This window comes from Nonomuraea thailandensis, from assembly GCF_024172165.1.
Classification (GTDB): domain Bacteria; phylum Actinomycetota; class Actinomycetes; order Streptosporangiales; family Streptosporangiaceae; genus Nonomuraea; species Nonomuraea thailandensis.
Genome location: NZ_JAMZEB010000002.1, coordinates 11,066,394 through 11,080,214, shown reverse-complemented (window position 1 = coordinate 11,080,214; position 13,821 = coordinate 11,066,394). Strand labels below are relative to the sequence as shown.

12 protein-coding genes are annotated in these 13,821 nt (G+C 73.8%); 8 read left to right on the top strand and 4 right to left on the bottom strand.

The features are described from left to right. Window positions 1-66 precede the first annotated feature (66 nt). Both HD597_RS55465 and HD597_RS55460 read left to right on the top strand, forming a co-directional pair. Complete coding sequence (locus HD597_RS55465) at window positions 67-933, top strand: helix-turn-helix transcriptional regulator (RefSeq protein ID WP_253756313.1); 867 nt, start codon at window positions 67-69, stop codon at window positions 931-933. 129 nt (window positions 934-1,062) lie between these two features. Beyond that, window positions 1,063-2,082, top strand: coding sequence for a DUF418 domain-containing protein (locus tag HD597_RS55460; protein ID WP_253756311.1), 1,020 nt, complete (start codon window positions 1,063-1,065; stop codon window positions 2,080-2,082). 25 nt (window positions 2,083-2,107) lie between these two features. On the opposite strand, the gene HD597_RS55455 is transcribed toward HD597_RS55460, so the two are convergent. Continuing rightward, on the bottom strand, window positions 2,108-3,106 hold the full coding sequence (locus tag HD597_RS55455) for a GlxA family transcriptional regulator (protein WP_253756309.1): 999 nt from the start codon (window positions 3,104-3,106) through the stop codon (window positions 2,108-2,110). Between the two features lie 76 nt (window positions 3,107-3,182). Between HD597_RS55455 and HD597_RS55450 the strand changes: the two genes are divergently transcribed. The 3 genes from HD597_RS55450 (at window position 3,183) to HD597_RS55440 (ending at window position 5,635) form a co-directional block, all read left to right on the top strand. Beyond that, on the top strand, window positions 3,183-4,091 hold the full coding sequence (locus HD597_RS55450; RefSeq protein WP_345694543.1) for an NAD(P)-dependent oxidoreductase: 909 nt from the start codon (window positions 3,183-3,185) through the stop codon (window positions 4,089-4,091). Beyond that, window positions 4,088-4,660: a maleylpyruvate isomerase N-terminal domain-containing protein gene (locus tag HD597_RS55445; protein ID WP_253756305.1), complete on the top strand. Its 573-nt coding sequence runs from the start codon at window positions 4,088-4,090 to the stop codon at window positions 4,658-4,660. The genes HD597_RS55450 and HD597_RS55445 overlap by 4 nt, the downstream gene beginning before the upstream one ends. A gap of 75 nt (window positions 4,661-4,735) precedes the next feature. Next, window positions 4,736-5,635 (top strand): diacylglycerol/lipid kinase family protein, encoded by a 900-nt coding sequence (locus HD597_RS55440; RefSeq protein ID WP_253756303.1) that lies wholly within the window; start codon window positions 4,736-4,738, stop codon window positions 5,633-5,635. Here HD597_RS55440 and HD597_RS55435 read toward each other — a convergent pair. Both HD597_RS55435 and HD597_RS55430 read right to left on the bottom strand, forming a co-directional pair. Further along, window positions 5,604-6,761 carry an epoxide hydrolase family protein gene (locus HD597_RS55435; RefSeq protein ID WP_253756301.1) on the bottom strand — a complete coding sequence of 386 codons (1,158 nt, stop codon included), beginning with the start codon at window positions 6,759-6,761 and terminating at the stop codon, window positions 5,604-5,606. The two genes, HD597_RS55440 and HD597_RS55435, sit on opposite strands and share 32 nt — an antisense overlap. A gap of 74 nt (window positions 6,762-6,835) precedes the next feature. Continuing rightward, window positions 6,836-7,726: an AraC family transcriptional regulator gene (locus HD597_RS55430; protein ID WP_253756299.1), complete on the bottom strand. Its 891-nt coding sequence runs from the start codon at window positions 7,724-7,726 to the stop codon at window positions 6,836-6,838. Window positions 7,727-7,777: 51 nt separating this feature from the next. Between HD597_RS55430 and HD597_RS55425 the strand changes: the two genes are divergently transcribed. Next, window positions 7,778-8,347 carry a DinB family protein gene (locus HD597_RS55425; RefSeq protein WP_253756297.1) on the top strand — a complete coding sequence of 190 codons (570 nt, stop codon included), beginning with the start codon at window positions 7,778-7,780 and terminating at the stop codon, window positions 8,345-8,347. Window positions 8,348-8,373: 26 nt separating this feature from the next. Here the strand turns inward: HD597_RS55425 and HD597_RS55420 are convergent, their stop codons facing one another. After that, a complete protein-coding gene (locus tag HD597_RS55420; RefSeq protein ID WP_253756295.1) occupies window positions 8,374-11,151 on the bottom strand; it encodes an AfsR/SARP family transcriptional regulator in 2,778 nt (925 codons plus the stop codon). A 152-nt stretch (window positions 11,152-11,303) separates the two neighbouring features. Here HD597_RS55420 and HD597_RS55415 point away from each other — a divergent pair, with 152 nt between their 5' ends. Both HD597_RS55415 and HD597_RS55410 read left to right on the top strand, forming a co-directional pair. Next, window positions 11,304-13,322: an FG-GAP-like repeat-containing protein gene (locus HD597_RS55415; protein WP_253756293.1), complete on the top strand. Its 2,019-nt coding sequence runs from the start codon at window positions 11,304-11,306 to the stop codon at window positions 13,320-13,322. Window positions 13,323-13,405: 83 nt separating this feature from the next. Next, on the top strand, window positions 13,406-13,810 hold the full coding sequence (locus tag HD597_RS55410) for an RNA-binding S4 domain-containing protein (RefSeq protein WP_253756292.1): 405 nt from the start codon (window positions 13,406-13,408) through the stop codon (window positions 13,808-13,810). Window positions 13,811-13,821: the final 11 nt, after the last annotated feature.

Here is a 13,821-nt window from a genome sequence, read left to right as displayed (position 1 = left end):
CGGAGCGTTCATCATGGGAGAGCCGCTCCCTGGCTCCGCTCGCCGGCCGCGAGGCAGGATGAAGGCATGGAACGTGAGCAGCTGGCCGACTTCCTGCGCCGCCGCCGTGAGGCGATCCAGCCGGCCGAGGTGGGCCTGGCCGCCAGCCCCCGCCGCCGCACCAGCGGCCTGCGCCGGGAGGAGGTGGCGATGCTCGCCGGCATGTCGGTGGACTACGTCGTACGCCTGGAGCAGGGGCGCAGCAGTCAGCCGTCCACGCAGCTGCTCGGCGCGCTGGCCCGGGCGTTGCGCCTGTCCGACGACGAGCGCGACCATCTGTTCCACCTGGCCGGGCACCAGCCCCCGCCCGCCGACGGGACGGCTCGCCTGGCGCGCGCCGGCCTGATGCGGATGCTCGACCTGCTCGGCGACACGCCTGCCGTGGTGATGTCCGACGTGGGCGAGGTGCTCGCCCAGAACCGGGCGGCGCTCCTGCTGATGGGCGACCAGACCCGTCACTCCGGCGACCGGCGCTACATGGTCTACCGCTGGTTCACCGACCCCGCCACCCGCGCCGTCCACCCGCCCGGGGAGCAGGAGCACCAGTCCCGCCAGATGGTGGCCGACCTGCGCGCGGTCGCGGGGCGGCGGGCCGGCGACCCGGTCATCACCGCGCTCGTCGAGCGGCTGCGGGCCGTGAGCGCCGACTTCCGGCGGCTGTGGGCGGAGCACGAGGTGGCGGTCCGGCGCGCGAACCGCAAGACGCTGACGCAGCCGCGGGTGGGCCGCCTGGTCATGGACTGCGAGACCCTGATCACGCCCGACCAGCGGCAGCAACTGCTGGTGTTCACCCCGGCGGACGACGAGACCCGCGAGCGGCTGGCCCTGCTGCGGGTGCTCGGCCTGGAGGAGTTCCCCGCGGAGGTCGCGGCCGAACCCCACGGCCAGGACTGAGCCTCGCCGCGGAACAGCCATCCGGCCGCGAAGCCGGACGCGTGGGTCTCCGTACCGGCCGAAAGTACTGTCCGGATCCCTGCTTTGTGCCGATGTGAGGGCCTTTTCCTGCTTACAGGATGTGGTCCCATGTCATCTGAAGTACGGCAACGCCGCTCCCGGATCGCGGCGCTCGACGTGATCCGCGGGTTCGCCCTGTGCGGAATCCTGCTGGCCAACGTTCAGCCGATCGCCCACACCGATGGGGCGCCGGTGGCGGTGGCGCCGGAGAGCCTGGGATACACCTGGCTCGGCCTGTTCGTCGAGCAACGCTTCTACCCGATCTTCTCGCTGCTGTTCGGCGTCGGGTTCTCGCTGCTGCTGCGCTCGGCCGCGGAACGGACCGCCCGGCCCAGGCTGCTGCTCCTGCGCAGGCTGGTGGCGCTGCTGGCGATGGGCGCGGCGCACCATCTGCTCCTGTGGCAGGGCGACATCCTGGCCGTCTACGCCGTCGTCGGGCTGGTCGTGCTGCTGCCCTCGGCCTGGCTGCCGCGCCGGGCGGTGGCGGGGCTGGCGGCCGTGCTCCTCGTCGCCGCGCTCGCGCTGGTCCCCGGGCCGATCGCGCTGGTCCCCGGGCTCTTCCTGCTGGGCTCGGCGCTCACCCGGTACGGGGTGATCGACCGTCTTGAGCGCTCCACCCGCGTTCCGGCCGGGCTCGGGCTCCTGTTCGCCGTACTGGCCGTGCCCGTGGCGGTGTTGCAGCTCGAGCAGGTGCGGTTCAGCCTCACCCTGGCGCTGGCGGGGTTGCTGACCGCGGGTGCGTACATCTGCGGGATGCTCGTGCTGCTCAGGACGCCGTTGCGGCGGGCGCTGGAGGTCGTCTTCGCGCCGCTGGGGCGGATGGCGCTGACCAACTACCTGAGCGCCACCGTGCTCGTGCTGCTGGTCGCTCCGCTGGTGGGCGGGGTGCCGCACGAGTGGCCCGCCGGCACCGTTCTGATCATCGCGGGCGGCGTCCTGGTCGTCCAGTGGGTGTGGTCCACGCTCTGGCTCGGCCGCTACCTTCAGGGGCCGGTCGAGTGGTTGTGGCGCTGGGTCACCTGGGGCCGCCGGCCCGCTGCGCTGCGCACGGGCGAGCGCGCCGGAGCAGGACAGGAACGACGCGCCTGACGTGCGGCCGGGTTCTGGACGTGGGTCACCGCTGGAGCGAGGGGACGGGCCCTGAGCAGGGGAAGGCTCGCCGGTACTCGGTGGGGGCCACGCCGAGGTGCGCGGAGAAGTGGTGGCGCAGGTTGTTGGCGCTGCCGAGCCCGCTGCGCTCGCTGATCTGGTCGATGGGCAGCTCGGTGGTCTCCAGGAGGAGCTGCGCGCGGGCCAGGCGCTGGTGGAGCAGCCACTTCATCGGGCTGGTGCCGGTCGCCGCCCGGAGGTTGCGGTGGAAGCTGCGCACGCTCATCCCGGCGCGGGCGGCCAGGCCCTCGACGGTGAGCGGCCGGTCGAGGTTCTCCAGGGCCCAGTGCAGGACGGGGGCGATGCCGTCGTCGGTCACGTCGACGGCGCGTTCCACGTACTGGGCCTGGCCGCCCGGCCGGTGGGCGGGCACGACGAGGCGGCGGGCGAGCTGGTTGGCCACCCGGGCGCCGAGGTCGCGGCGGACGATGTGCAGGCACAGGTCGAGCCCGCCGCTGAGCCCTGCGCTGGTGAGCACGTCGCCGTCGTCCACGTACAGGACCGACTCGTCCACCTGGACCCGCGGGTAGCGCTCGGCCAGCTCGCGGGTGTGCTCCCAGTGCGCGGTGGCGGGGCGGCCGTCGAGCAGGCCGGCGGCGGCGAGGGCGAACACGCCGTTGCAGAGGGAGACCAGGCGCGCCCCGCGGGCGGCGGCGCGGCGGAGCGCGGTGAGCAGCTCCCCGGGCAGCTCACGGCCGCCGTTCATGTACGACTCCGGCACGACCGGGACGATCACCGTGTCGACCTTCTCCAGCTCGTCCAGCCCGTACGGCGCGTTCAGCGTGAACCCCGGCCCCGGCGCGGACGCCCCGGGCCGCGGCCCGACGAGCCGCAGGTCGTACCACGGGTCGGCGAGGTCCGTGTGGGCCACGCCGAAGACCGCCGTGGCGATGCCCAGCTCGTACATGTCCCACATCGCGATGGCGTCGTCGATCACGACCAGCGCCACGGAGCCCGCACCCATGGAGGCCACCCTATGGCAGTAATTTGGTGAATGTCGGCACTCCTGCCAGTGTCGGCCGGCCGCTCCCGCTGCCATCGTGGTGGATCGTCACCACCGAAACGGACAGAAAGCGACAGACATGGCAGGAACACCGGTCACGGTCATCGGCCTGGGATTGATGGGCCGGGCGCTGGCCACCGCCCTCATGAACGCCGGCCACCCCACGACCGTCTGGAACCGCACCCCGGGCAAGGCGCAGGCCCTGGTCGAGGCCGGCGCGAGCCAGGCCCCGACGGTCGAGGCCGCCGTCGCCGCCGCTCCCCTGGTGATCGTGTGCGTGCGCGACTACGACGCCGTACGCGGGCTGCTCGCCCCGGCGGAGCCGGCGCTGGCGGGCCGCGTCCTGGTCAACCTCACGTCGGGCGCGTCCGACGAGGCCCGGGCGATGGCGGAGTGGGCGGCGGAACGCGGCGCCGAGTACCTGGACGGGGCGATCATGATGACGCCTCCGGGCATCGGCGCGCCCGAGACGGTCATCCTGTACGGAGGCCCGCCCGCCCTGTACGAGGCGCACGAGCCGGCCTTGCGGGTGCTGGGCGGCGGCACCACGCTCATCAGCTCCGACGTCGGCCTGCCCTCGCTGTACGACGTCGCGCTGCTGGGGATCATGTGGTCCACGTTCAACGGGTTCATGCACGGCGCGGCGCTGCTGGGCACGGAGAAGATCCCGGCCACCGACTTCCTGCCGATGGCCACCGGCTGGCTCAGGGGCGTGGCGACGTTCCTGACGGCGTACGCGCAGCAGATCGACGACGGCGCCTTCGCCGCCGAGGACGCCACGCTGGAGACGCAGGTGCCGCCCGTGCGGCACCTCATCCACGAGAGCCGCATCCGGGGCGTCGACGCGACCCTGGCCGAGTACACCGAGGCCCTCCTCACCGAGGCGATCGGCCGAGGCCACGCGCTCGACAGCTACGCCCGCGTCATCGACCACTTCCGGCCATGAACGCCGACCTCGTCGTGGAGGCGGCGGACGAGACGGTCGCGGCCCTGGAGAAGGCCGCCGAACGGGACTGGACGCGCCGCGCGGCGGGGCTGGAGTGGACCTGCCGGGCCACGCTCGACCATGTCGCGCTCGGCGTCGTCGGCTACGCCGGGCTGCTCATCGCCCGGCCGGCCGACCGGTACGTCACGCTCTTCGCCTCGCTCGACCCGCAGGCGCCCATCGGTCACTGCCTGGAGGGGATCGGGATCGCGGCCCGCCTGCTGGCCTCCGCCGTGCGCGAGGCCGGTGACGACGTGCGCGCCTGGCACCCGTGGGGGCACTCCGACGGCCCCGGCTTCGCCGCCATGGGGATGGTCGAGCTGCTGGTCCACGGCCTGGACATCACCCGCGCGATGGAGCTCGACTGGCGTCCGCCGGAGCACCTGTGCGCTCCCGCCGTGCGGCGTCTGTTCCCTGAGGCTCCGGACGGCGAGGACGCGGCCGAGATCCTGCTGTGGTGCACCGGCCGCGCCGGGCTGCCGGGGCTCGGCCGCAGGGACCGCTGGCAGTGGGACGGCGCCGTCCGCTGAGCTGGAGTCCCGCGGCCGGTGATCCGGGCGCGTTCGCGGGTAGACACGTGCACCAGGAGGACAAGGGAGGTCGGGATGCGCCGGTTGGTCGCGATCGTCAACTCGTCGGCGGGCAGCGCCGGCGACGAGGTCGTGTCCCGGGTCCTGGCGGAGCTGGGCGAGCACGCCGACACGGTGGAGGCCCGCATCGGGGATCCGGCCGAGCTGCCGGAGGCGCTGGCCGGCCACCCCGAGCGGGACCCCGTCGTCCTGGGCGGGGACGGCACGCTGCACTGCGTCGTCGAGGCCCTGGCCGAGCGGGGCGAGCTGGGGCGGCGCACCGTCGGGCTGGTCCCGCTGGGCACCGGCAACGACCTGGCGCGCACCCTGGGCGTGCCGATGGACCCGGTCGAGGCGGCCCGGGTCGCTGCCCTGGGCGAGCCCCGCGCGCTGGACCTGCTGCGGGACGACGGCGGCGGCATCGTGGTCAACGCCGTGCACCTGGGGGTCGGGGTCGAGGCCGCGCGGGCGGCCAAGCCGCTCAAGCCGGTGCTGCGCCGGTTCGCGTACGCGGTGGGGAGCGTGATCGCGGGAGCGCGGATGAAGGGGCTGCCGCTCAGGGTGGAGGTGGACGGCCGGGTCGTCGCCGACGGGCGGCGCAGGGTGCTGATGGTCGGGATCGGCAACGGCCGGTCCATCGGCGGCGGCACGCCCATCGCTCCCGACGCGCGGCCGTCCGACGGGCTCGCCGACGTGGTCGTCTCGTTCGCGACGAGCCCGCTGCGCCGGTTGCTGTACGGGGTGCTGCTGCGGCTCGGACGGCACACCGGCAGGCAGGACGTGGTCACCGTGCGCGGCGCCCGGATCGGGATCTCCGGCCCGCCGGTGCCCGTGAACGCCGACGGCGAGCTCACCGGGCCCGTGACCGGGCGCACGTGGACGGTCGAGGCGGGCGCGTGGCGGCTCAGCGCCGTGCGTGCCGGAACGCGGCCCTGATCTCGGAGACCAGCAGGTCCGGCTGTTCCAGGCCGGGGAAGTGGCCGCCGCGGTCCAGCTCGTGCCAGGAGCGGAGGTCGTGGTAGCGGCGCTCGGCCCAGCGCCGAGCGGTCGGCCACGGCTCGGCGGGGAACAGCGAGCAGAAGGTGGGCACCTTCACCGGTTGCGCGTTCTCCTCCTCCGCGCTGCGCGGCACCCACCGGATGGCCTCCCAGTACCAGCGGGCGCTGGAGGCGCCGGTTCCGGTCAGCCAGTACAGGGAGATGCCGTCCACCTGCTGCCGCACGCTCACCCCGCCGCCGGCCTCGGGGCGGGTGTCGGAGTAGGCGGTGAACTTCTCGCCCAGCCAGGCCGCCAGCCCGGCGGGCGAGTCGAGCAGGGAGTAGCCGAGCGTCTGCGGGCGGGTGTTCATGATCAGGCCGAAGCCGTACCCGTCCATGAGGTGGAGGTCGCGCCGCTCCAGCATGCGCTGCTCCGCCGGGCCGGGGTCGAGCCGGTCCCCGGGCAGGGGGGAGGCGGGCGGCATCGTCAGGTGCAGGCCGGTGACGCGCTCGGGCGCCTGGCGGGCGAGCTCGGTGCTGACGTAGGCGCCCCAGTCGCCGCCGTGCGCGCCGAACCGCTCGTAGCCGAGCGCGGTCATCAGCTCGGCCCAGGCCCGCGCCGTACGGCCGGGGTTCCAGCCGCGCTCGCGCGGGCGCTCGCTGAACCCGAACCCCGGCAGGGCCGGCACGACCACGTGGAAGGCGTCGCTCGCGGGGCCGCCGTGGGCGACCGGGTCGGTGAGCGGGCCGAGCACGTTCTCGAACTCGAGGACGGAGCCGGGCCAGCCGTGGGTCAGCACCAGGGGCAGCGCCGCCGGCTCGGGCGAGCGTACGTGCCAGAACGCGATCCGCAGGCCGTCGAGGCTCGCGCGGTAGTGCGGGATCGTGTTCCACCGGGCCTCCGTGACCCGCCAGTCGTGCTGCCGCCAGGAGTCCAGCAGCGTTTCGAGCCGGTCCAGCTCGATCCCCTGCGTGGCGTCGGGCACCGTCTCCCGCTCGGGCAGCCGGGCGCGGTCCAGCCGGTTCCGCAGGTCCGCCAGGTCGTGGTCGGGAACGTGGATGGGGTACGGCTCAATCTCAGTCACCAGATTTCCGGACATGGGAGAAACCCTAGGAACGGGCCGTTCTCGAATCCATGCGCGGGATTGCCGGGAAACGGTCAGGAATTGCGGTAGGCCGAGGGACGGCTGCCGGTGTGCCGCAGGAAGGCCGTCGACAGGGCGCCGGGGCTGCCGAAGCCGCAGAGCGGCGCGATCTGGGCGACCGTGAGGTCGGTGTCCCGCAGCAGGTGCCGCGCCCTCTCGATGCGCAGCCGGGTCAGGAACCGGTGCGGCGTCTCCCCCGTCGCCCGGCTGAACACCCGCACCAGGTGGTAGACGCTGAGGTACACCTCGTCGGCGAGGTCGGCCAGGGTGAGCGGCTCTGGCAGCCGGTCCCGCATGAGGGCGATCGCCGCGCGGACGCGGGCGTCCTCCCGCGCCGGCGCGCGTCCGGCGGGCCGCCGGGAATGGCGGGTGAGCAGGTGCACGGCCAGGAAGGCGGCCGCGGACTCGGCGTACAGGTCGCCGGGCTCCTCGGCGGCGCCGACGGCGCGGACGGCCTCCTCGATCAGCGGATCGCCCGCGGCCACGGACGCCGCCAGGCCCGCGTAGTCCACCGCGCCGCCGCCCAGCCGCTCGGCGGCCCGCTCGACGGCGCCGCGCGGCAGGTGCACCTGCACGCTGCGCAGCGGGCCGTCCGCGCGATAGCGGCGGCGGACGGGCTGGTCGGGGACGGCCAGCTCCAGCCGCCCCGGCGCCCAGGCGTGGCGCCTCCACCGGCCACCGGCCCGCGTCTCCAGCACGGTGCTGCCCCCTACGGGCAGGATCAGGTGCAGGTCCGGCACGGCGGGCAGCTCCATGTCCTCGACCACCGGGACGTGCTCGAACCGTTGCACCAGCAAGGACTGCCAGCCGAGGTCCTCCCAGCTGCAGTGCGTCCGCCGCACGTAGCGGTGCATGTCGAAACCGGCATAGGGCTGGAGGTCCAGATGAGCGGAGTCGAACACCATGCGGCCGAGGCTAACGGCACCCGCGCGGCGCCGGCTGACACAATGCCCGGCATGCACAAATCGGACCTCCATCACTACCTCAGGACCGCGCGTGAATCCCTCGTGTGGAAGCTCGACGGCCTGTCCGAGTACGACGTCCGGCGCCCCCTGACCCCGACGGGCACCAACCTCCTCGGTCTGGTCAAGCACCTGGCCAGCGTCGAGCTCGGCTACTTCGGCGACACCTTCGGCCACCCGCACGGCGAGTCGCTGCCCTGGTTCGAGGACGGCGCCGAGGTCAACGCGGACATGTGGGCGACGCCCGGCGAGTCCCGCGAGCAGATCATCGCCCTCTACCACCGCGCCTGGGCCCACGCGGACGCCACGATCGAGAAACTGCCCCTGGACGCGCCCGGTCACGTCGCCTGGTGGCCGGCCGACCGCAACCCCACCTCCCTGCACCGCGTCCTCGTCCACGTGCTCGCCGAGACGCACCGCCACGCCGGCCACGCCGACATCGTGCGCGAGCTGATCGACGGCGCCGTCGGCCGCCAGGAGAGCGACATCCTGCCCAGCGACGACCGGGCCTGGTGGAGCGACTACCGCGAGCGCCTGGAACAGGCCGCCCGGCAGGCCGGATGACAGGGTGACGCCCGCGTCGCGAGGTCCTACAGCATGTGCCTGATCGGCCCCGGCATCTCGGGGACGGGCTGCCTGCGCAGCTCGTCCACCTCCGCGCGGGTCAGCAGGCGCGCCTCCAGCAGGCTCGTGAAGCAGTCGTGCCAGTCCCTGCGCGCCTCGTCGGGCCGCCCCAGGGCGTGCAGGGTCTGGCCGGCCCACCAGGCGGTCACGGCGTAACCGATGCGGTATCCGGCCTCACGCAGGAGCGTCAGCGCCACCTGGTAGGTGTCGGCCGCCTCGGCCAGCCGTCCGGCGTGCAGGTAGGCGCGGGCCAGGGTCTCGCGGGACACCCCCTCGCCGTACAGGGTGCCGCTCCACTTGGCGACGGCCACCCTCGCCTGCGCGATCGCCTCCTCGAACCGGCCCTGCCGGTAGAGCAGGTGCGCGCGGTTGTTGAGCACGGCGCCCACCGCGTAGTGCTCCTCGAACTCCTCCGCGAGGTCCAGTGCCCGTGACAGGTTGGCGTGGGCGAGATCGAGCCGCCCCAGCATGGTGTAGATGACGCCGAGGTTGTTGAACGATCCCATCCTGCGGTGCGGCAGGCCGGCCTTGTCCCAGCACGCCACCGCCCGTTCCAGGTGGTCGATCGCCTGCTCGTAACGGCCCTGGTCGCGGTAGACCCAGCCCAGGTAGCTCTCCGCCTGCGCCTGCCCGGCCCAGTCGCCGTGCCGGGCGGCCAGCTCGATCGCCTGGAGATGAACGTCGGCCAGGTGCGTGACCCAGCCGCGGTAGTTGAACGGCATGTGCAGGCCCAGCGCCAGCCCGATGGCGGTGTCCGGGTCGGCGGCCCCCGCTGCCTGGTGGGTCACGGCGAGCAGGTTGTCGCGCTCGGCCCCGGTCCACTCCCTGGCCTCGCGCGCGCCGGCGAGCGCGACGCCCGGCTGGTCCGCGGCGTAGTAGGGCTCCTGGACCTGCGGGTGGACGAGCTGCGTGGCGGTGTTCGCCGTGGCCAGGTAGTGGTGGAGCCCCCGGCGGAGGGTGTCCGCGCGTTCCCGCCCGGGCAGCTCGTGGGCGGCCTGATCCCTGGCGTACAGGCGGATGAGGTCGTGGAAGCGGTACCGGCCGTGCCCCACGGACTCCAGGAGCCGGGCGACGCGGAGCCGTTCGAGCGCCGCCTCCGCCCGGGACTCGGGCCAGCCTGCCAGGGCGGCGGTGGCGGCCGGGGTGTGGGTGGGCGTGTCGAGCAGGCCGAGGAGCGGGAGGGCGCGCGCGGCGTCGTGGCCGCTGGGCTCCTCGCGCAGGTGCCGGTGGCCGACCGCGATGCTGGCCCGTACGGCCAGGTCGTCGTACTGCAGGGTGTCCAGGCGCCGGGCGGCGTCGGCCAGGCGGTCGGCGAGGTCGGACAGGCGCCAGTCGGGCCGGGCCCGCAGCCTGGCGCCGGCGACCCGGATGGCCAGCGGGAAGCCGTCGCAGAGCGCGGTGATCTTCGCGGCGGCCTGCGGCTCCCGCTGGACGCGGTCGGGGCCGGCGATCCTGGCGAGCAGCGTGACGGCGTCGCGGTCGCCGAGCCCGGCCAGGTGCAGGTGGCGGGCCTGGCCGAGGGTGTTCAGCGCGTAGCGGCTGGTGACGACGGTACGGCAGCCCGCCCCCGCCGGGATGAGCGGGCGCACCTGGTCGGCGTCGAGCGCGTTGTCGAGGATGACGAGCAGGTCGCTCGCCGCGGTGAGCGACCGGTAGCGCGCGATCGCCTCCTCCTGACCGGCCGGCACGGCGGAGCCGTCCAGCCCCAGCGACCGCAGCAGGTGCCCCAGGGCGTCGGTGACAGGCAGCGGCTGCAGCCCGGGGGTGGCGCCGTTCAGGTTGACGTAGATGACACCGTCGCGGAACCGCCCGGCCATCGCGTGCGCGACGTGCACGGCCAGCGCCGACTTGCCCACGCCTCCGGACCCGTCGACCACGGCCACGCCCTCGTGCCGCAGCGCCTCCCGCAGCCATTCCACCTCCACCTGCCGGGCGGTGAACGAGCGGGTGTCGGCGGGCAGCTCGGCGGGCACGATCGGGCCGGCCTGCGCCGGTGCGACCGGCTCCAGCGAGGGGTCCCTGGTGAGGACGGCGTGCTGCAGCCTGCGCAGCCGCACGCCCGGCTCGAGACCGAGCTCCTCCACCATGGCGGCGCGCCCCTCCTGGTAGACCGCGAGCGCGTCGGACGGCCGGGCCGCCCGGTAGAGCGCCAGCATGAGCTGGGCGCGCGGCCCCTCCCGCAGGGGATGGGCCTGGACGTGCGGCGCGAGGTCGGTCAGCACCGCGTGGTGGTCGCCCGCGGCCAGGCGCAGCTCGATGTGGTCCTCGAAGACGGCCAGGCGTTCCTCCTCCAGGCGCTTGGACTCGATCTGCGCCCACGGGTCGGTCAGCTCGGCCAGGGCCCGCCCCCGCCACAGGGCCAGCGCCCGCCGGAACAGCTCGTCGGCCGTGCCCGGCTCGCGCCGGTCGCGCGCCATCCGCGCCTGGCCGGCCAGCAGCGTGAAGCTGTGCGCGTCCACGTGGTCGCGGGGCAGGTTTAGCAGGTAGCCGCCGGGCACGGTGGTGATGAGCCCCGAAGGCAGCGCGTCACGCAGCTTCGAGACCACGATGTGCAGCTGCTTGCCGGCCGTGGTCGTCGAGGTCTGCCCCCAGACGTCGGCGACGAGCTGGCGCGTGCTGACAGGGTGGCCGGCGTCCAGCGCCAGGCGCGTCAGCACGGCGACACGGCGGCGGCCCGCCAGCCGGACCGGCTGCCCGTCGATCTTGATCTGCCAGGGCCCGAGGAACCCGATCTCCACTTTCATCAGGGGAGGAAGCCTATGAAGGAGCGGTATATCGCCGGTATGTTCCCGGCCTGGTATGCGGCGGGTATGTCCGGCGGCGGGTATGTCCGGATTCTGTTGACAGCCCCTGCGGCGGCTGGCGGAATGGGCGTCCTGTCTCTGGAGGGAAACCCGTGCGTCCAGCCCGTTCCGCGGCCGTCGTCGTGCTCGCGGCCGCTTTCTTGTCCGTCCCGCAGCCCGCGCAGGCGGCCGTGTTCAAGCACCCCGGCGTGCTGGTCAGCCGCGCCCAGCTCGACTTCGTCCGGGCCAACCTGGACAGGGAGCCGTGGCGGGCGGCCTGGCGGAAGCTGCAACGCCACTCCTTCGCCTCGCTGTCCTACACCCCCACCCCCCGCTCCGTCGTGGAGTGCGGCCCGACGTCGAACCCCGACCACGGCTGCTCCGACGAGCGCGAGGACGCCATGGCGGCCTACACGCACGCCCTGCAGTGGTACCTGACCAAGGACGCCCGCTACGCGAAGAAGGCGATCCAGATCATGGACGCCTGGTCGGCCGTGATCACGAAGCACACCGGGAGCAACGCGCCGCTGCAGACCGGCTGGGCCGGCGCGAACTTCTCCCGCGCCGCCGAGCTCATCAAGCACACCTACACCGGCTGGGCCCAGGCCGGCCGGTTCGCCGGCAAGCTGCGCACCGTCTACCTGCCGACCGTGATCGCCGGCGCGCCGAACAACAACGGCAACTGGGAACTGATCATGACGGACGCCGCCATCGGCATCGCCGTGCACCTGGACGACCGGGCCTCGTTCGACCGGGCGGTCTCGACCTGGCGCGGCAGGCTGCCCGCCTACGTCTACCTGAAGACGGACGGCTCGGTGCCCAAGGCGGCGCCGAACAGCAAGCACGACACCAAGGCCGAGATCATCGACTACTGGCAGGGCCAGACCACGTTCGTGGACGGGCTGACCCAGGAGACCTGCCGCGACTTCTGGCACACCGGCTGGGGCCTGGCGGCCATCGCGCACGTCGCGGAGACGGCCGGCCACCAGGGCGTGGACCTGTCCTCCAAGGCCAAGCACCGGCTGCGGTTCGCGATGAACTTCCACGCCCGCTACCAGCTGGGCGGGACGGTGCCGTCGTGGCTGTGCGGCGGGAAGATCAAGGCCGACCTGGGCGACCACTTCGAGGTCGGCTACAACGCGCTGCACCACCGCCTCGGCTACGACGACATCCCGTACGCCAAGCAGTGGGTGGAGCAGAAACGCCCCACCGGGGTGTCGCACTTCCTGGGCTGGGAGACCCTCACCCACGCGCAGAACCCGCACCGCGCCGGGATGGGCATGTCGGCCACGCCCGACTTCGACGCCGACGGTGTGGGCGACCTCTTCTCCACCGCCACCGGCACGCTCACCATCTGGAACGGCGAGGGCGGCAACACGTTCGGCCCGCCCGTCGCCGTCGAGGGCGCGTGGAGCGGCTTCTCCCGGCCCGTCGCCGGCGACTTCAACGGCGACGGCCTCAGCGACCTGCTCGCCGTCAGGAAGGACACCCACAAGCTGCACGTCTGGAACGGCGCAGGCGGCAACACGTTCGGCCCGGCCATCGAGCTCGGGCCCGGCTGGGCGCCGTACGCCGGCTCGCTGGTGTCGCTGGGGGACGTCAACGAGGACGGCCGTACCGACCTGGGGGCCGTGAACGCCGCGACCGGCACGCTGTACATCTGGAACGGCAAGGGCGCCAACGGGTTCGGCCCGGCCACCCCGGTCGGCGGCGGCTGGCCCGCCTTCTCCCGGCCGGTCGCGGGCGACTTCAACGGTGACGGCATCGGCGACCTGCTCGCCGTCAGGAAGGACACCCACACGCTGCACGTCTGGAACGGCAGGGGTGCGAACAACTTCACCGGCGCCGCCGAGGTCGGCCCCGGCTGGGAGCAGTACGCGGGCTCGCTGATGTCCCCCGGGGACGTCGACGGGGACGGCAGGAGCGACCTGGCAGCCGTCCACGCCGGGACCGGCGCCCTTCAGGTCTGGAACGGCAGGGGCGGCAACAAGTTCGGCCCGGCCACGGCCGTCGGCACCGGATGGAAGTCCTTCTTCGGGCCCGCGGCGACCCCGAGCCCGTCAGGGACGCCGAGCCAGTCAGGGACCCCGAGCCCGTCGGCGACCCCGAGCCCGTCGGCGTCCGCGGGCTAGGGAACGCCGGCACCCCGTCCGGCCCGGCAGGTGGCGCGCTCATCGAAGCGAACGGCGATCCCGCGTTTCAGTACAGTGGCGGGATGACAGGTGAGCAGGTGAGCGCGCGGGTGGACAGCTGGATCTGGTCGGTGCGGCTCACCAGGACGCGCTCGATCGCGTCCGACGCCTGCCGGGGCGGGCACGTCCGGGTCAACGGGGTGCGGGTCAAGCCCGCGCACGCCGTACGGGCCGGTGACGAGGTCAGGCTCCGGCACGAGGGCCGCGAGCGCATCGTGGTCGTCTCCCGGATCATCACCAAGCGCGTCGGCGCCGCCGTGGCCGCCGAGTGCTACGTCGACAAGAGCCCGCCGCCTCCGCCGCGTGAGGAGACGGTGCAGGTGGCCGTCCGCGCTCGCGGCGCGGGCCGCCCCACCAAACGCGAGCGCCGCAGCCTCGACAAGCTGTTCGGCCGCTCGGCGGCGGAGGGGCGGGCCCGCCCGGAGTGATCCGGGCGGAA

What these genes read in the sequence shown, in the direction of transcription:
- HD597_RS55465 (WP_253756313.1), top strand. Translation starts at nt 67, where the DNA reads ATGGAACGTGAGCAGCTGGCCGACTTCCTGCGCCGCCGCCGTGAGGCG.
- HD597_RS55460 (WP_253756311.1), top strand. Translation starts at nt 1,063, where the DNA reads ATGTCATCTGAAGTACGGCAACGCCGCTCCCGGATCGCGGCGCTCGAC.
- HD597_RS55455 (WP_253756309.1), bottom strand. Translation starts at nt 3,106, where the DNA reads ATGGGTGCGGGCTCCGTGGCGCTGGTCGTGATCGACGACGCCATCGCG.
- HD597_RS55445 (WP_253756305.1), top strand. Translation starts at nt 4,088, where the DNA reads ATGAACGCCGACCTCGTCGTGGAGGCGGCGGACGAGACGGTCGCGGCC.
- HD597_RS55440 (WP_253756303.1), top strand. Translation starts at nt 4,736, where the DNA reads ATGCGCCGGTTGGTCGCGATCGTCAACTCGTCGGCGGGCAGCGCCGGC.
- HD597_RS55430 (WP_253756299.1), bottom strand. Translation starts at nt 7,726, where the DNA reads ATGGTGTTCGACTCCGCTCATCTGGACCTCCAGCCCTATGCCGGTTTC.
- HD597_RS55425 (WP_253756297.1), top strand. Translation starts at nt 7,778, where the DNA reads ATGCACAAATCGGACCTCCATCACTACCTCAGGACCGCGCGTGAATCC.
- HD597_RS55420 (WP_253756295.1), bottom strand. Translation starts at nt 11,151, where the DNA reads ATGAAAGTGGAGATCGGGTTCCTCGGGCCCTGGCAGATCAAGATCGAC.
- HD597_RS55410 (WP_253756292.1), top strand. Translation starts at nt 13,406, where the DNA reads ATGACAGGTGAGCAGGTGAGCGCGCGGGTGGACAGCTGGATCTGGTCG.